The 17,519-nt window shown below is 46.5% G+C and carries 15 protein-coding genes and 1 other annotated feature; of the genes, 4 read left to right on the plus strand and 11 right to left on the minus strand.

What is annotated here, in order from left to right:
* Positions 1-132: 132 nt before the first annotated feature.
* The 4 genes from mbcS to RBB45_RS21605 form a co-directional block, all read right to left on the minus strand.
* Positions 133-1,719 (minus strand): acyl-CoA synthetase MbcS, encoded by a 1,587-nt coding sequence (gene mbcS, locus RBB45_RS21590; RefSeq protein ID WP_009795340.1) that lies wholly within the window; start codon positions 1,717-1,719, stop codon positions 133-135.
* Positions 1,720-1,858: 139 nt separating this feature from the next.
* A complete protein-coding gene (locus tag RBB45_RS21595; protein WP_009795341.1) occupies positions 1,859-2,062 on the minus strand; it encodes an alpha/beta-type small acid-soluble spore protein in 204 nt (67 codons plus the stop codon).
* 103 nt (positions 2,063-2,165) lie between these two features.
* Positions 2,166-3,371 carry a tRNA uracil 4-sulfurtransferase ThiI gene (thiI, locus tag RBB45_RS21600; RefSeq protein ID WP_009795342.1) on the minus strand — a complete coding sequence of 402 codons (1,206 nt, stop codon included), beginning with the start codon at positions 3,369-3,371 and terminating at the stop codon, positions 2,166-2,168.
* Entirely contained in the window at positions 3,372-4,514 is a 1,143-nt protein-coding gene (locus RBB45_RS21605) for a cysteine desulfurase family protein (protein ID WP_009795343.1), read from the minus strand.
* 230 nt (positions 4,515-4,744) lie between these two features.
* Between RBB45_RS21605 and brnQ the strand changes: the two genes are divergently transcribed.
* The gene (gene brnQ / locus RBB45_RS21610) at positions 4,745-6,070 is read left to right on the plus strand and encodes a branched-chain amino acid transport system II carrier protein (protein ID WP_009795344.1); all 1,326 of its coding nucleotides are present in this window, start codon (positions 4,745-4,747) and stop codon (positions 6,068-6,070) included.
* A 58-nt stretch (positions 6,071-6,128) separates the two neighbouring features.
* On the opposite strand, the gene ezrA is transcribed toward brnQ, so the two are convergent.
* A complete protein-coding gene (gene ezrA / locus RBB45_RS21615; protein WP_009795345.1) occupies positions 6,129-7,826 on the minus strand; it encodes a septation ring formation regulator EzrA in 1,698 nt (565 codons plus the stop codon).
* 350 nt (positions 7,827-8,176) lie between these two features.
* Here ezrA and hisJ point away from each other — a divergent pair, with 350 nt between their 5' ends.
* Positions 8,177-8,974, plus strand: coding sequence for a histidinol-phosphatase HisJ (hisJ, locus tag RBB45_RS21620; protein WP_009795346.1), 798 nt, complete (start codon positions 8,177-8,179; stop codon positions 8,972-8,974).
* Here hisJ and refZ read toward each other — a convergent pair.
* Entirely contained in the window at positions 8,971-9,600 is a 630-nt protein-coding gene (gene refZ / locus RBB45_RS21625) for a forespore capture DNA-binding protein RefZ (protein ID WP_035403253.1), read from the minus strand. The genes hisJ and refZ overlap by 4 nt on opposite strands.
* A 230-nt stretch (positions 9,601-9,830) precedes the next feature.
* On the opposite strand from refZ, the gene RBB45_RS21630 reads away from it, so the two are divergent.
* Positions 9,831-10,310 carry a GAF domain-containing protein gene (locus RBB45_RS21630; protein WP_009795348.1) on the plus strand — a complete coding sequence of 160 codons (480 nt, stop codon included), beginning with the start codon at positions 9,831-9,833 and terminating at the stop codon, positions 10,308-10,310.
* A 57-nt stretch (positions 10,311-10,367) separates the two neighbouring features.
* Here the strand turns inward: RBB45_RS21630 and RBB45_RS21635 are convergent, their stop codons facing one another.
* The 4 genes from RBB45_RS21635 to RBB45_RS21650 all read right to left on the minus strand — a co-directional run bounded on the left by RBB45_RS21635 (position 10,368) and on the right by RBB45_RS21650 (position 14,659).
* On the minus strand, positions 10,368-10,793 hold the full coding sequence (locus tag RBB45_RS21635) for an OsmC family protein (RefSeq protein ID WP_022544280.1): 426 nt from the start codon (positions 10,791-10,793) through the stop codon (positions 10,368-10,370).
* A 102-nt stretch (positions 10,794-10,895) separates the two neighbouring features.
* Entirely contained in the window at positions 10,896-12,083 is a 1,188-nt protein-coding gene (gene megL, locus RBB45_RS21640) for a methionine gamma-lyase (RefSeq protein ID WP_094766889.1), read from the minus strand.
* 129 nt (positions 12,084-12,212) lie between these two features.
* Positions 12,213-14,015 carry a sensor domain-containing diguanylate cyclase gene (locus RBB45_RS21645; protein WP_306010329.1) on the minus strand — a complete coding sequence of 601 codons (1,803 nt, stop codon included), beginning with the start codon at positions 14,013-14,015 and terminating at the stop codon, positions 12,213-12,215.
* 53 nt (positions 14,016-14,068) lie between these two features.
* On the minus strand, positions 14,069-14,659 hold the full coding sequence (locus tag RBB45_RS21650; RefSeq protein ID WP_101550535.1) for a hypothetical protein: 591 nt from the start codon (positions 14,657-14,659) through the stop codon (positions 14,069-14,071).
* 471 nt (positions 14,660-15,130) lie between these two features.
* Here RBB45_RS21650 and rpsD point away from each other — a divergent pair, with 471 nt between their 5' ends.
* Positions 15,131-15,733, plus strand: coding sequence for a 30S ribosomal protein S4 (gene rpsD / locus RBB45_RS21655; protein WP_009795353.1), 603 nt, complete (start codon positions 15,131-15,133; stop codon positions 15,731-15,733).
* Positions 15,734-15,835: 102 nt separating this feature from the next.
* On the opposite strand, the gene tyrS is transcribed toward rpsD, so the two are convergent.
* Positions 15,836-17,092 carry a tyrosine--tRNA ligase gene (gene tyrS, locus RBB45_RS21660; protein WP_101550537.1) on the minus strand — a complete coding sequence of 419 codons (1,257 nt, stop codon included), beginning with the start codon at positions 17,090-17,092 and terminating at the stop codon, positions 15,836-15,838.
* Between the two features lie 74 nt (positions 17,093-17,166).
* Positions 17,167-17,389: a binding site (T-box leader), on the minus strand.
* Positions 17,390-17,519 lie beyond the last annotated feature (130 nt).

The following is a 17,519-nucleotide window of genomic DNA, read 5'->3' on the forward strand; positions in this document are numbered from 1 at the left end:
TTCTTCCTAATTCTGCACATAAAAATCCTCTGTGCCTGCTGATCTGATTATATCTTCTTTCGGGACACAAAAAAACTGAGCTTTAAAAAAGCTCAGCGAAATCTTTTTTATAGAGGATCTCCCAGCTGGATACTAGCTGCGGGCAGCCTCCTCCATTTCTTTTTTCCTCAGCTCTACCCTGCGGATCTTTCCTGAGGTGGTTTTTGGAAGCTCTGAAAGAAACTCAACCCTGCGGGGATATTTATAAGGGGCAGTCAGCTCCTTTACATGCTCCTGCAAGGTATTAATGAGATCCGGCTTATCTTCCGCGATGCCATCCTGCAGGACGATAAATGCTTTGACGACTGCTCCGCGGATTTCGTCCGGGCTGGCCACGACGGCACATTCCTTGACGTACGGATGTTTGACAAGAGCATCCTCCACCTCAAACGGCCCGATTGTATATCCGGAGCTGATGATAATATCATCTCCCCTGCCTTCAAACCAGAAATACCCGTCTTCATCCTTTTTCGCTTTGTCTCCGGTCACATAATATTCACCCCTGAATTGCATGGCGGTCCGTTCAGGATCCTTATAATAATTTTTAAATAACGCAGGGGTTTCAATATGGACGGCGATATCCCCCACTTCCCCAGGTCCGCATGCCTTTCCATCTTCATTGATGATCTCAACAGAATTGCCGGGAATCGGCTTTCCCATCGAACCAGGCCTAAGCTCCATCCCTTTTGTTATGCCGACCAGCAGGGTGTTTTCCGTCTGGCCGTATCCGTCCCGCACTTCAATATCAAAATGCTTTTTGAAAGCATCAATCACTTCGCGGTTAAGCGGCTCTCCGGCTGAGACTGCACTATGAAGATCCGGGAGGCTGTATTCAGCAAGATTGTCGACCTTTGCCATCAGCCTGTATTCTGTCGGGGTGCAGCAAAGAACATTGACTTTATAATCCTGAAGGAGTGCAAGATATTTTTTCGGCTCGAATTTTCCTGAATACACCAGTCCTGTTCCCCCAGAACCCAGCACAGAGAGGAAAGGGCTCCATATCCATTTCTGCCAGCCGGGGCCGGCAGTGGCCCAGACAGTATCCCCCTCCTTGATGCAAAGCCAGTTGGGCCCGGCGGCACGGAGATGTGCATATGCCCAGCCATGTGTATGTACAACTCCCTTAGGATTGCCCGTGGTACCGGAAGTATAGGACAGGAAAGCCATGTCGTCCCTGTTTGTTCCAGCAGTCTCCATGATATCAGAGGCTGCCTCCATCTTTTCATCCAGCGGAATCCAGCCCGGCACAGGCTCTCCAATCACAAATTTAGGCAGCGAAGCAGCTTCCGTAACACCTGCAAATTGCTCTGTAAACGGCGAAAAGCATACAATGGCTTTCACATCGCCATGATTGATCCTGTATTGGATATCTTTAGAGCGGAGCATCTCTGAGCAGGGAATGACTACCAGGCCCATTTTAAGTGCCGCTATGTACGTCTGGTAAGCTTCTATAAGGCGCGGGACCATGATCAGGACTACATCCCCCTGCCTTAGGCCGCTCCCAAAGAAAACGTTTCCAATTTTATTGGCATTGGACAGGAGTCTGGAATATGTAATTTCCTTTCTTTCTCCTTCCCCGCTTTCCCACAGGATGGCAGTTCTTTCAGGAGCTTCTGCAAACTTTTCCATTTCAGAGACCAGATTATATTTTTCTGGCGCCAGCAGATCTTCACGCTTCATGTTATATGTCCTCCTAATCTGAAATTGTATCCTTATGGTTTATTATACATAATTTTTTAAAAATTTAAAAATGTATAACGAAAAGTAAAGGAGCAGGCTGTCAGCCTGCTCCCTTGTAGCCATATTATTTATTTTTCGATTAGCGTTGGAAACCTCCAAGCTGTTGTTCAGCCATTTGAACTAAACGCTTAGTGATTTCTCCTCCTACTGAACCGTTAGCACGTGAAGTTGTTTCAGCGCCAAGGTTAACACCAAATTCAGTAGCGATTTCGTATTTCATTGAGTCAAGAGCTTGCTGTACGCCAGGTACTAGAAGCTGGTTAGAGTTGTTGCTGCTTGCCATGTGATCTCACCTCCTTGTGAGTTTAGAATGTGTAGAATCACATGGCTTCATACAAATTTAAATTGGTAATGTTTTCATCATCCCGTTCGAATTTTCATTCTCCCTAGAAAAGATCGTCCTCACTTCCACTGCCTGCTTCATACGGCTTGATGTGAATAGTTTCAATATGCTCCACAGCTTTTGCAATAAGCGCATCAAAATCAACAAAACTTTCATAATATGCTGCTTTATCAAGCTTGGGCTTCGTTTTTGGAGAAGCCGGGACAAATACGGTGCAGCAGTCATCATATGGCAGGATGGATATGTCATGGGTGTCAATTTCCTGTGCAATCTCAATAATATCGGTCTTGTCCATTGTTATCAGCGGGCGCAGTACCGGTGTGCTTGTCACTTCATTAATAGCGTACATGCTGTCCAGTGTCTGGCTTGCAACCTGCCCGAGGCTTTCACCGGTAATGACTGCGAGCCCGCCATGCTTTTCCCGGACGAGATCCGTAATTTTAAGCATCAGCCTTCTGGTGGTTGTCATCGTATAATTTTCAGGCACCTGCTTTTGGATGAGCTGCTGGATTTCCGTAAAAGGAACAATGTGAAGGACCATCTGCCCTGTATATCCCGCCAGCTTTTCTGCCAGGTCAATCACCTTTTGCTTCGACCTTTCGCTGGTGAAAGGAGGGCTGTAGAAATGGACGGCTTCTACATCAAGCCCTCTCTTCATGGATAAATAGCCTGCGACGGGGCTGTCTATGCCGCCTGACAGCATGAGCATCGCCTTGCCGCCTGAGCCTGCCGGCATCCCTCCGGCTCCCTGGATATTTTCGCATGAGAGATATGCGGCTTCCGGCCTTATCTCAGCCTGGAGATTGATATCAGGCTGTTTCACATCCACTTTCAAGCCTTCCATATTCTTCAGGATATGTGAGCCAAGTGCATGGTTCAGTTCTCCGGTGTCAAGGTGAAAGCTTTTATCCGCTCTCCGCGCCGATACCTTGAAGGTATCTCCATCCTTGTATACCCGTTTTAAAAGTGCCAGGGCAGCTTCCTTGATTTTTTCTATATCCTTTTCCGTTTTTACAGCAGGACTGAAGGATTGGATGCCAAAAACCCCTTTGAGCTTCTCGATGATCTCGTCCCCATTTTCACCGTTAAGCTGGATGAACATCCTGTCCCTCTGGCCTTCGATCCTGACGGCTGGGTAGCTGTGCAGAACTTTTTTAATGCTTTTTTTCAGCTTCTCGACAAACTTCCCCCTGTTTCGGCCTTTTGTTGAAATTTCTCCATAGCGGATTAATATGCGGTCATAATTCATTTATTTCATTACCTTCCTTAACTTTTTCGCTGTTTCTTCAATTGCCTGCAGCACAGCTTCTGCTTCCTCTGCTGTATTATCATAAGAAAGGCTGATCCTGATGCTGCTTGCTGCATCCTCCTCAGGAATGCCCATTGCCAGCAGTGTCTTGCTGACTGATTTCTTCTTCGAGGAACAGGCGCTGGTGGTGGAGACATATATATTTTTTTCCTCAAGGCTATGCACAAATACTTCTGCCTTCAAGCCTGGTGCAGAAAAATTAAGAATGTGCGGGGCCGAGCCTTCAAGCGGTGTATGGACAGAGATCCCTTCAATGGATTCCAGTCCTTCCCTCAGCAAACATTTAACCCTATTAAGCTGCTCCAGTCCGATCCTGTGCCTCTCAAGGCTGATTCTGAGCGCCTTGGCCATACTGACAATTCCAGGTACATTCTCTGTACCGCTCCGCTGGTTCCATTCCTGGCTTCCGCCTGAAAACAGCGGTGAAAGCTTGACGCCTTCCCTGATGTAAAGGACACCCGTGCCCTTTAAACCGTGGAATTTATGGGCAGAAATGGTGCAAAGGTCTATTTCATTTTCTTGAAAATCAAGCGGCACCTTTGCAATTCCCTGTACATGATCCACATGGAAAAGCACTTTCGAATAAGACTTGAGCATTTTGCCGATTTCAGCAATCGGCTGAATGGTGCCAACCTCATTATTAACATGGATAACACTCACAAGAATTGTATCATGGCATAGGGCAGCCTCTATGTCCTCCGGCCTGATTCTCCCATCCTCGTCTACAGGGATATACGTAACGCGGAAACCGAGCTCTTTCAGCTGTTCAAAGGCTTCTGCCACTGACGAATGCTCTGATTCAGTCGTAATAAGATGGCGCCCCCTGCTTTTATGCATCATGGCAGTCCCTTTTACAGCCAGATTATTGCCTTCGGTTCCGCCCGAAGTAAAGAAGATTTCCTTCTGGCCGGCTCCCAGGAGCTCGGCAATCTGCAGCCTGGCTTGTGACAGGAGCTTTTCTGCCCTGCCGCCGATTCCATGCAAAGATGAGGGATTGCCAAAGTAATCTAAGGCCACCTTATTAAATGAATCCAGCACTTCTTTATATGGTTTAGTGGTTGCACTATTATCAAAGTAAATCATGGGTCTTCCCCTTCCTTGAAAAACCGTTTAGCCAATAGTAAATCTTATCATACTGGGACAATGTTTTCATCTGCATAATCTTTTAGTTTTCTTTTGGAAGCAAAAGCAGAACAGAGGCAACAATAAAAATCTGAATGTTTTGACTGTAATTCCATTCGACAAATTTCTCACTTCCTGTGTTAGTATGTTAAATGTTCTAAACATTTCGATAGACAGTCATGGAGGTTTGTATGAATAATAAGAGCCTATCCAGCAGGGAAATAATCGCAATAGGACTGATGCTTTTCGCTCTTTTCTTTGGCGCAGGGAATATGATTTTCCCTCCATATCTCGGGCAGGAATCTGGTGTCAACATGGGAAAAGCCATCATTGGATTTCTCATAACCGGTGTCGGCCTCCCGCTTTTGGGAGTCATCAGCATAGCCAAAGCTGGTGATCTCCGAACGCTGGCTGGAAGAGTCCACCCTTTATTCGGGGCTGCCTTTACATTGCTTTTGTATCTGGCCATCGGCCCGCTATTCGGGATTCCGCGGACCGGAACCGTTGCCTACGAAATTGGCATCACTCCGTTTTTGCCTGATACCGTTCCTAAATATGGGATGGCGCTGCTTTTTTATACCATTATCTTTTTTACCGTCACAGCCTGGCTTTCAATGAACCCTTCTAAGCTTGTAGACCGGATCGGAAAATTATTTACTCCGATTCTCCTTGCTATATTGGCCATTCTGGCTGTAAAAAGTATAATCACCCCTTTAGGTGAGCCAATGGCTCCAAAAGGCGCATATGCCGAGACCCCTTTCTTTAAAGGATTTATCGAAGGCTATTTGACCATGGACGCTATCGCCGCCCTTGTTTTTGGCATAGTTGTGATTGGTTCAATAAAAGAAAGAGGGATCAGCAGCTCAAAACAGATTGCAAAAATATGCATCTATTCCGGACTTATTGCTGCCGCTGCCCTTATGCTCGTTTACCTTTCGCTCGCCTACATCGGGGCATCCGGTGAAGAATCTATTGGATTCCAGGATAACGGGGGAGCGCTTCTTTCCGCCGCAGCTTCCCGTCTTTTCGGATCTTTTGGCGCTGTCATCCTTGGGCTGGCCATTACTTTTGCCTGTCTTACCACTTCTATTGGACTCGTCTCATCCTGTGCGCAATATTTTTCAAAAGTTGTGCCAAGCATATCTTACAGGTCATTTGTGCTGATTTTATCCTTATTCAGCATGATGATCGCCAATATCGGCTTGACACAGCTCATTTCTGTATCTTTGCCAATGCTTACGATGATCTATCCGCCCGCAATCGTACTGGTATTGCTTTCTTTTCTGCATCATGCCTTTGGAGGCTCCAGAGCTGTATATGCAGGAGCCCTGATACCGGCGGGGCTGATCAGTACCATTGATGCAATAAAGGCAGCGGGGGCAGATACCCGGATTTTTTCAGACATGCTGGGATTTCTTCCTCTCTATTCAGAAGGACTCGGCTGGGTCATTCCGGCCGTTGCCGGGGGACTGCTCGGCCTGCTCATTGCCGGAAGGGGCAAAAAGACAGCAAAATAGCCTGGCCAATTATTTTCCTAAAATAAAAAACCAGATCTGCCAAAGCAGATCTGGTTTTTTATGCATTTTCTTTTTCGCCGATCATATCTTCTATTCTTTTCAAAGCTCCTGGCTCAATCTCTTCAATAGATGAGGCGGCCTGCTCCAATGCCTCTTTATAATTGTAGTTCCTGAATGAATCCTCCGCTTCCCTCAGTGCTTTAGCGATGGAAGGATATTTGCTGCGGTACCTGTTTCCATACTGGATCACCTTTTCAGCCAGCTGGACGGTTTCAATCATTTCAGCCGTGCTGTCTGCAGCTTTATCAACTGTCATGACCGCTATTTCCAGATACTGCTGGACAGCAGGTATATCAAGGGGCTTCTCATCAAGCTTCTCAATGACATTTTGAATGCTTTCCTTCGTATCTTCCATTAAATACCGGTAGTTTTGGGACAGTCCCGGTATATTGCTCTTTGATACGAGCCTGATGGTTTCAGACAGCTTTTTGCTGATTTCCTTTACCTTCTCCCGTGCCGCAAGCTCGTCCTTCCTCAAGGCCTGCAGTTTTTCGGCAAAATGCACCTGCTCTTCTGACAGTGCTTCCAGTTCATTTTTAATATATTCCAATTCTTCACCAAGTACCGAATGGGCTGAGCTTTGATTGCTGATTTTATGCTCAAGTATTTCGAAGCGTTTGAAGAGCTTGGTCAGCTTCGTTTCCAGCAGGCTGTGTGTTTCCTCGTCCTTTTCCTGGAGATGGTAGCTTTGCTGTACGATGCCGAGCTCTTTCTTCAGCATAAAGTTTGCATCTTTGGCATTGTACAATTCAGTACGGACCTTTTCATCATGCGATTGGATGAACTTCCTCGCATACACTTCTTTTTCAAGCAGATCATAGAGCGCATCGATTCTCTGCTTGATATCCTCAAGGCCCTCATGCGCTTCACCGGTCTCTCCCCGCTCAATCATGGCGAGATATCCTGCAGCCTCTTTTTCTAATGACTCAGTTTCCTTGTCCACTTCTACATGTTCAAGCATATATCCCTGCTGCTCCATTTCACGGAAGCCTTCTCTCACCTCGAGAAGCTGGGATGGGATATTGGACCCGGCATCCACCAGCAAATCGGGGATAGCTTCCATTTTCTTTTGGATGCTGTCCAGCTGGGTCTGGATGGTCAGGACAATTTCCCTGGCCTGAAGATAGTCGCCGTTTGCTGTCCGGTCCTCAAAGTCCTGGAACTTCGCAAAAGCTTCATCAAGCTGGATGCCCAGGATGGTTTCAGCCTTTCCATAAGTATGCCGGTGGGCAAGCAGCGCCTTTTTGCATTCCCTGTACAGATCTTTGAGTCCGTCGATCTCGGTGCGGTTTTTTTCTTCGCTTCCGACCAGCTCATTGATTTCAGCAAGAAGGGATTTGATTTTATCCTCTATGCCTGCAAGGCTTTCCTCGATTGCCTGCTGAACTTCCTTTGCCTTCTTAAAGCGGTAGCGGTCGATATATTCCTCAGCATCAAACAGCAGCTCCTCCACTCCAGGAAGCTGCCCGGTAACGATATCGTCCCACTCATTCCTCCAGCGTTCGAACAGCTCCTCTGTCTGGCCAGTCATATTCAGCTGCTTCACTTTGGACATTTCGTCGAGGACCGGCCTGTCCGTTATGTCCATTTTCCAGCCTTCCAGCCGGTCTATTTCTTTATAATATTTCTTTTTCATTAGATAACCCGTCAGAAATAGTGCAATCACGATCACTATTCCTCCAATTATGTATTCCATTGAAAGCCCCCTGTTCTGCTGCCGAGCTGATAACTGATAGATATATGTAAAAAAAACTTGAAATATGCAATTCAATGTTTTTATGATACCATGTAAACGACAATTTTTGACTATTAATTTAATTTTTTTTGAGAGAAACTTGCTATTATAACCCGCTTGCCGTTTTTGTGCAAAACCCGGGATTCAGAATTGACTGATCCAGTGCTCCCCAATTGAAGCATGAACTTGCTTTCCCTCCAGAAAACTGGAACCTGACGTCTTTTAGCCCGGCACCTATAATTGAACAATACGTTTTGCCGCATTACAAATAATTCGCATTTTTAAATTTCGACAGAATGGAGCGATGCCCTATGCTAAGGGATGGACATATACATACACCTTTTTGCCCCCATGGTTCGAAGGATGCTTTTGAAGAGTATATCGACAGGGCCCTTTCGCTCGGTTTTGCAGAACTGACCTTCACTGAGCATGCCCCGCTCCCCGATGGGTTCACAGACACAGCCCCTGCACGGGACAGCGCCATGCAGGCAGATGATCTGGAAGCCTACTTCGAGGAAATCAGCCGTGTAAAAGCTCTCTACAAAAATAAAATCAAGATCAACGCAGGGCTTGAAGTGGATTTTATAGAGGGTTTTGAAAAAGAAACAGGCAGCTTCCTCTCGAAGGTCGGGCATCTTCTGGATGACAGCATTCTTTCGGTCCACTTTTTGTATTATGATGGGCAATATGACTGTGCAGATTACAGCCCGGACGTCTTCTGTTCCATGATCAGCCGATACGGCTCCACAGAGGCTGTTTATAGAAAATATTACGAAACGGTCAGAAAGTCGATAGCAGCTGACCTGGGTCCATATAAACCAAAGAGGATCGGCCATATTTCACTGATCCATAAATTCCAAAAAAAATATCCTGCCGGCTTTGAAGACAAACAGGAGATTTCAGATATCCTTCAGTTGATGAAACTCCACGGATACGCACTGGACTGCAATGGGGCCGGCACCGCAAAACCGCTCTGCCGGGAGCCTTATCCGCCGGAATGGGCAGCTTCGATGGCCAAGTCCCTTGGCATTCAGCTCGTCTATGGTTCGGATGCACACCAGGCGAAAGAACTGAGTCAGGGCTTCAGCAGTTTCCCCTTTGAAGGCTAATTGGCCATGACGACTTCCCTTGCAGCATGTTCCAGGACGGCTCCGTCAATCCAATTATAGATTTCAATTAAGTATTTATCTGCGAAATATCTTTCGTTTGGAAAAACGTGAAGCACCTCTGACACATACTGCATATTTAAAAATGGCATCGACAACAGCCCTTTAAACTGGATGATTAAATAACTGGGGTGCTGAGAGCGGAATTCCTTCGCTCTCATCCCGATTTCAAATACTTTATTCAGATAATATTTTTCCTTCATCAAATATGTCGACATGATTTCCCTCACCACCTGGGAATCAAGCGAAACTTCCCTCAGGATAAACCTGGTCAGATGAATATTCCGGCTATGATACATCAGGATATTTTCTGAAATGATCTTCAGGGCAGCCGCTGCTCCCAGGTGCAAGCAGGAAAAACCCTTCTCTATTTCGGCAATATATCCCTCAAAGAATTCCGTGAAACAGTGTTCCAGCAGACCATGTTTATTGTGAAAATAATAGGCGATATTGGCGGCATTCACCTTAGCTTTCGCAGCTATATCACGTATGGATGTACCGGTGAATCCGTTTGTATTAAAAAGGGAAATCGCTGCAGCAACAATGGCATCTTTCGAATTTTTTTTCATCATCCTACCTCGCTTCTTAAATTCCCATTGGCACAACGCAATATGGATGGATATACAGGGACTGGACAGCAGAAAGTGATCAACCTCGCATATCTGTGCAATTGCCTTTCTTAATAAACATTCTTTTTATTTTCCGGTTGTCCTTTTAAAAAATATCGACAAAGTCTCCTCTTTTTCACCCGGATTTGATAGAATGAATAATAATTCTCGGAATAGTGGAGGGAAACACGTTGTTTAAAGTCGAAACATACAGCGAAGACCGCAAAAAAAATTACGCATTATTAAATAAACAGCTCCATGCTCTTTTGGAGGGCGAACCAAACCGCATTGCAAATCTGAGCAATGCAGCAGCACTTCTGAACCAATTTCTTGATCGCATTAACTGGGCCGGCTTCTATACCATGGAGGGCGGAGAACTGGTACTCGGTCCTTTCCAGGGACTCCCGGCCTGTGTAAGGATTCCGCTTGGAAAAGGCGTCTGCGGCACTTCTGCCCAGAAGCGCGAGACATTGCGCATTGAGGATGTCCATGCATTCCCTGGGCATATCGCCTGTGATGCAGCATCCCAATCAGAAATTGTAGTTCCCATCATAAAGGATGGAGAAGTTTTCGGTGTCCTTGATATTGATTCTCCTGAAAAGAACCGCTTTGACGAAATCGACCAGCAGGGCCTCGAAGACTTTGTTGATACACTTGTCAAACATCTATAAAACAGCAGCAAAAAAGCCTGATCCTTTTGGAATCAGGCTTTTTTTTCTGCTATTTTCTTACAGCTTCTGTCCGCCGGCAGATCCGTTAATAGAGTAGCTTACCGTGATATCTGCATTTAAAGACTTTGAGACAGAGCAGTATTTATCCTTTGAAAGCTTGATGGCCCTGACCACTTTTTCTTCCGGAAGCTCCCCCTCTAGGGCATAGTGGATGTGGATATCGGTGAACCTTTTCGGATGCTCTTCAGCCCTTATCCCTTTAATGTCCATATGGAAGGAAACTGGCTCAAGCCGCATCTTTTTCAGGATGGACACAATATCAATTCCCGTGCAGCCTGCCGCCGCGCCCAACAGCAGCTCTGTCGGCCTTGCCCCGGCATTCTCTCCCCCGGCTTCCCCGGATGCATCCATCACAATTTTATGGCCTGAAGGTGCAGCCCCCGCAAACGCCATGTTTCCAGTCCATGTTACCGTCATATCCATGATATATCCTCCTTTTTGGTCACAATCTTTCTTTTTATATTCTTCCGGCAGAAGGTCGGGGGCATTCAATTATTTTTGCCGCTGCTCTGTAAAGCTCCATTCTTATTCTATTGAAGAAAAGGCCTGCTCCAAGTCATCCCGGATATCTTCCCATGCTTCAAGGCCGGCAGACAGCCTGAGCATAGTGTCCGTTATCCCCATTTCCTCCCTCGTTTTCGGCGGGATCACCGAGTGTGTCATGGTGGCAGGATGCTGGATAAGGGTTTCTGCATCTCCCAGGCTTACAGCAATTTTTATGAATTGAAGCTGGTTCATGAACTTTTGGGCCGTCTCCTTCGTGCCAGTAATTGAAAAAGAAAGGATCCCGCCTCCGCTCCTCATTTGCTTTTGCATGACAGGATAATCTTTATGCTGCGGATCGCCAGGATAATAAACGTCCGTTACTTTTGGATGTCCCTTTAAATATGCGGCCAGCTTTTCCGCGTTGCTGGTATGGCGATCCATCCTGACCGGCAAAGTCTTCAGCCCCCTCAAAAGAAGCCAGGCATCAAATGGAGAAATAACACCACCGATATCCTTTTGGGTTGTAAAGGAGATTTCATCCATCAGCTCTTTCCTGCCCGCAGCAATGCCGGCAATCACATCTCCATGCCCGCATATATATTTAGTTGCACTGTGGATAACAATGTCGCAGCCCAATGACAGCGGATTTTGCAGATACGGCGAGCAGAAGGTATTATCCACTATAACCGGGATTCCCTTTTCCCTGGCAGCCTCCACGGCCATTTCCAGATCAACGAGTTTCATAGTCGGATTGATTGGCGTTTCAATATAAAGACAGGCAGTCTCCGGCCTGATTGCCCCCAGCAGCTGCTCCTTTGATTCCATCAAAGAAAAATCATGATTGATATTGTATTTCTTTTTCATCAGCTGAAGAAGGCCAAAGGTACACCCATACACTCCCTGTGAGCATAATATATGATCCCCTGCCTTTGTCAGGGCAACCAGCACCGCTGAGACGGCAGCCATCCCCGAACTGAAGGCCAATGCAGCCTCAGCCTGCTCGAGGGCAGCCATCCTTTCTTCAAGAACAGCAACAGTCGGATTGCCGAGCCGTGAATAGATATATCCTTCTTCCTCTCCAGAAAACCTCCGTTCTCCCTGTTCTGCATGATCGAACACGAACGTGGAGGTTTGAAAAATCGGCGGTGCCAGACTCCCTTTAAACTCCCGGGCATCATACCCTTCATGGATCACTTTTGTCTCGAACTGCATATTCTTTTTCTCCATTGTATATCCCCCTTGAGTTGAAAGCGTTTACAATATTCTATATTTACAGGATATGTTATTTTTCAGTTTTTGCAAAGCAATTTGAGTGCTGAAAGAAAAGGAAAAAAGACAGGCTTGGCTGGCCTGTCTTTAAAGAATGCTGAATCCCTGGACCACAACCTGGTTTTTTCCGGATTCTTTTGCTGTATACAAAGCTTTATCAGCCCGCTTGAACAGGCGCGAATATGAATCCTCCCTTTCCACATTCCAGTGGGACACCCCGCAGGAAATGGTAACAACGGGATTCGTACTCTCAGAGACCTTCCTGACGATCCGTTCTGCAATTGCAACGCCCGTTTCCAGGGAAATAGAAGGCAGATAAACGGCAAGCTCTTCTCCTCCCCATCTGGCGGCAACATCGGTGCTGCGGATGCTGTTCACAATAATCCCGGCCACCTGGACAATGACTTCATCACCGACCTGATGGCCGTATGTATCATTGACAGATTTAAAATTATCTATATCAACCAGGATAAAAGCACCTTCAGCATCCTCGCTTAAGGACTGATGTATCCTTTCATCCAGATAATTCCGGGAATAAAGCCTGGTCAGGTGGTCTGTGACGACCATCTTTTCAAGCTCCTCTCTCAGCATTGAGTTTGTAAGGGCCAAAGTGGAATGGTGAATCAGGGACTGAAGAAGCTTAAATGTCTCAAATGAAAAATGATAAGGATCCCGGTGCAGGATAAGGGCAAATCCTTTCAGGACACCAGACTGGGACATTGGGACCGCCATGACTGATTTGAACTGCTCGGCCAGGGCATCATTCTGGAGGTCAAGCTCGCCAATGAACAGGCTGTCCTTATCCTGCCTGATCTTTTCTTTAATATATTTTATATAGATGCCGGATTCCCTTGTCCGGAAGAAAGAAGTGCTTCCTTTTAGAATGCTGACCTGTTCGGATTCTTCAGATAAAAGGACAAAGCCTGCCTCTTCCGCATCAAATGACTTGATGATCTGTTCAGCCATATAGGTCATTGTTTCCGTCAGCCGAAGATTGGAATTAAGCTGGTGCGAAGTCTCATTTATTAGCTGGAGGTCGGCAATCAGCCTCTTCGACTGGTGATACAGCTGGGCGTTCTCAAGTGCACCGCCTGCCGTATTGGCGAGGATGGAAATGAATTCGACTTCGCTTTCAGGAAAGACCAGTGCATTCGGCGCAATGACCTGGAGCACGCCATATACACCCTGCTTTCCTTTTAGAGGGGCATAAAGGACAGACCTCTTCTCCGAAATCGAATCCTCAAACTGAATGGCGCCTGTGACATATGCCTGCATGGCCGCAATATTCTGACTGTCATATTTAAGATCTTTTAAAGGGAGATCCCCATGGCTGTTATTGTCATGGGACAGCATTAGATAATAGGTAAAGTCAGGATATACTTCCTGAAGGGTTTTAATGATCTCTCCGAGAACAGCATCCATATTCATTGAGGAATGAAACTGCTCTGTAACGCGAAAAAGCTGCTTGTAGCGCTTTTCCCTGGCTGAGATCCCCCCGAGTTCCCTGGCCTTCATAATGAAGGCGGCACAGGCAGCGCCGAGCTCCCTAAGGCTTTCTTCATTCAAGGGTTCCGGCAGCCCGTTCAGCTCAAGGATTCCCAGATCCATTGACCTGGCAGAAAGCGGAACCTGGCAGCACGCGGAACCCCTGAGGCCCGCTTTCCCTGACGGCTGTCCATCCTGCCCATATCTCCCAGCTGAGGAATCTGTACTCCTGACGGTGCCTCCGGGATCCCGATAGCAGGCTTCGGAGGCTTCAGCAGACTCTTTGACCGCTTCAAGCATTTGCACAATTAAAGAATCAGACTGAATAAATCCGTCATCTGTATCAATCAGGTCAAAAAAGCGGCTTTTCAGGCATAATATTTTCTGGCTTTTGAGCATTTCCATATTCATCACCCTATTTACCCAGTTCATATAGGCATTCTCATATAAATGCCGTTTTACAGCGTCCTGCCGGAGGCAATCCTCAATCCTCCATCAAGCAGGATAAGCCATGAAGAATGATCGGCTGTGAGGGCATGGATGCTCTCCGGCCTGCCTGCTTCATTGAAGGCTACTTCATATTGGCCCTCCGTTTCAAGAACGGTATGATTTGAAGTCTTCCTTACTTCAAAAGGCTCGCCATCCGATGTGATGGTGCCCCGAAGGCCCGGTTCACGGTCCTGCACTTCCAGGTCCCGATCCAGATAAACCCAGTCTCCATCCAACTCAGCCCAGAACCCGGCACCGTCACGATCAACCGCCAATTGCTCAGGGGCATTCTCCAGGGGTGCAGATTTGATCAGGCGAAACTTAAAATCATTGTCTTTTTCTACCTCATAAAGGGCCAGCACATGGTCCTCTTTTTTTTCATCATATAAAACAACGAGGGGGTCGCCTTCGGCAGTGCCCTCCTTTATGACCAGGGCAAGCGGGCTCCCTGTCCCGCTCACTGGCTTAAAATACTGGAAGTACATGGCAGCAAGGGCCACGACAGCAAATGCCAAAGCCAGAAAAAGGCGGACGTTTTTTTCCTTCTTCGTTTCTCTCAATTTCATCAACACTTTTACTAGAATTAATTAAGACTATTATACCACAGGAAAATTCTCCCCGTTATGATATGATAAAAATATTTTCCAGTAAATTGCCCTCTATGCCTGCATAATGAGATAATAAAAAGGATGAGGCAGGAGCACTTATTCCAGGAAAAGCAAAACATGCCTTGACATAAACTTTATAAAAATTATATAATATCCTTTGTGTAAAATATCGCAGCAAATGTGACACTTTAGGTGATCATTTTGTTCCTCAAATAAGGCACCGCTTCCCATCTCTTTTGAGGCGGAAAGCACGGGTTTGAGCCCAAGATGCCGGTAAGCATGGCGTTTTAGCCTTTTATTCGAAGGGGTACTGTGTAACCCGCTGCTGCTAGGGCGAAGGTACATGAAAACAAAATGAGCTTAATGATCGTACGCATCTGTTTTTATTTTACAACAAAATAAAAACACAAGGAGGAGTCATTCATGGCTCGTTATACAGGTCCAAGCTGGAAACTATCCCGCCGTCTTGGAATTTCTCTAAGCGGAACTGGTAAAGAATTAGAAAAGCGTCCTTACGCTCCAGGACAACATGGTCCAAACCAGCGCAGAAAAATTTCTGAGTACGGTTTACAATTACAGGAAAAACAGAAACTTCGCCACATGTACGGAGTTACTGAGCGTCAATTCCGCAACCTATTCGACAAGGCCGGCAAAATGGCTGGTAAGCACGGTGAAAACTTCATGGTTCTTCTAGAATCACGTCTTGACAACGTTGTTTACCGTTTAGGTTTAGCTCGTACTCGCCGTCAAGCTCGTCAGCTTGTAAACCACGGCCACATCATCGTTGACGGAGGACGCGTTGATATTCCTTCATACCGCGTTCAGCCTGGTCAAACGATCACATTGCGTGAAAAGTCACGCGGTCTTGACATCGTTAAAGAAGCAATCGAAGTAAACAACTTCGTTCCTGACTTCTTGACTTTCGATGCTGACAAACTGGAAGGTTCATTCACTCGTCTTCCTGAGCGTTCTGAACTTCCTGCTGAAATCAACGAAGCTCTTATCGTTGAATTCTACTCTCGTTAATCGGGAAAAGCACAAGAAAGCACCTGCCTTTTGGCTGGTGTTTTCTTTTTGCTATCTAAACAGAAAGGTCCGCCTCCTGCTGGAAGCGGACCTTTCTGCGGTTTAATATCTGATAAGGAAATATTTCTTTTTGCCTCGGCGGATGATTGTGAACTGGCCTTCAATGCGGTCTTTTTCTGTAAGTTCATAATCTGTTGCTGTAATTCTTTCCCCATTTACATAGACGGCGCCGTTTGATACATCTTCCCGGGCCTGGCGCTTGGATGGAGAAATCTTGGCAGCCGTCAGCAAATCGACGATGCCATTCTCTTCGCCTGTCGGCTCATAGGATGGCACATCCTTGAAACCTTGGGTGATTTCTGATGCTGTAAGGTTTTTGACATCGCCGCTGAACAGTGCGGCAGAGATTTTGATTGCCTGTTCAAGCGCTGCTTCACCATGGATCAGCTTTGTCATCTCTTCAGCAAGCGCCTTTTGCGCTTTGCGGAGATGAGCTTCCTCAGCAAGCGAATTCTCAAGCGCCTCTATTTCTTCCTTTGGAAGGAAAGTGAAGTACTTCAGGTATTTGATGACATCGGCATCAGCGGTATTGATCCAGAACTGATAGAACTCATATGGAGAAGTCTTTTCAGGATCGAGCCAGATTGCCCCGCTTTCCGTTTTGCCGAATTTAGTGCCATCTGCCTTTGTTACAAGCGGAATCGTAACACCATAGCCTTTGGCACCTTCAGGCATCATCTTGCGGATGAGCTCAAGCCCTGTCGTGATATTGCCCCACTGGTCACTTCCGCCGATCTGCATTTTGCAGTTATGCTTCTCATAAAGATGAAGGAAATCCATTGCCTGCAGGATGGTATAAGTAAACTCCGTAAAAGAAATACCCGTATCAAGACGTGAAGCGATAGTATCCTTTGCGAGCATATAATTGACACCGACATGCTTTCCATAATCCCTCAGGAATGTAACAATGTCCATGGAGCCTGCCCAGTCATAGTTGTTGACCATAAGGGCACCGTTCTCACCCTCGAAGCTGAAGATTTTCTTCAGCTGCTGCTGGATGCTGCTGACATTATGCTGGATGGCTTCCAGCGTCTGCAGTTTGCGCTCCTCGCTCTTTCCGCTTGGATCTCCGATAAGTCCTGTGGCACCGCCGACAAGCACAATCGGCCTGTGGCCTTCATTCTGAAAACGGCGCAATGTTAAAAACGGCAGCAGATGGCCGATATGCATGCTGTCAGCCGTCGGGTCAATCCCGCAGTATAGCGAAATCTTCTCTTTTTTCAGCAGCTCCTCTGTTCCCTCTTCATCTGTCTGCTGGTAAACAATGCCTCTCCATTTTAAATCCTCAAGCAAACTCATCATTCTTCCTCCATTCATTTCTTTAAACGCCGGCAGCCTCCGTCGGAAAAAACAAAAAAGCGCCCCTGCAAATATGCAGGGACGCTTGACAGCGCGGTACCACCCAAATTGAGGACACAGCTGTCCTCCGCTCTTTTCCTGATAACGGTTCAACCGTCCATTGCTACTACTGCATAAGCAGATTCACAACAGAAGCTCCGGGAGGTAATTCATCCTTCTGCATGCACCGGCTCACAGCACCCGCCGGCTTTCTGAAACAGAGACAGAAGCACTACTCATTCCCATCAAAGCAGCTATTCAAATACATAAGATAATACAAAAGTTTTACCATAAAGAAAGGGGGTGTGTCAAATCGAAATGCGGAAAAGCCTTGTTCAGCCCCGACAAGCATAAGACGATCAGGACGGAAGGTTGTTCTTTAACCTTC

Source organism: Bacillus sp. MMSF_3328, from assembly GCF_030733525.1.
Classification (GTDB): domain Bacteria; phylum Bacillota; class Bacilli; order Bacillales; family Cytobacillaceae; genus Bacillus_AB; species Bacillus_AB infantis.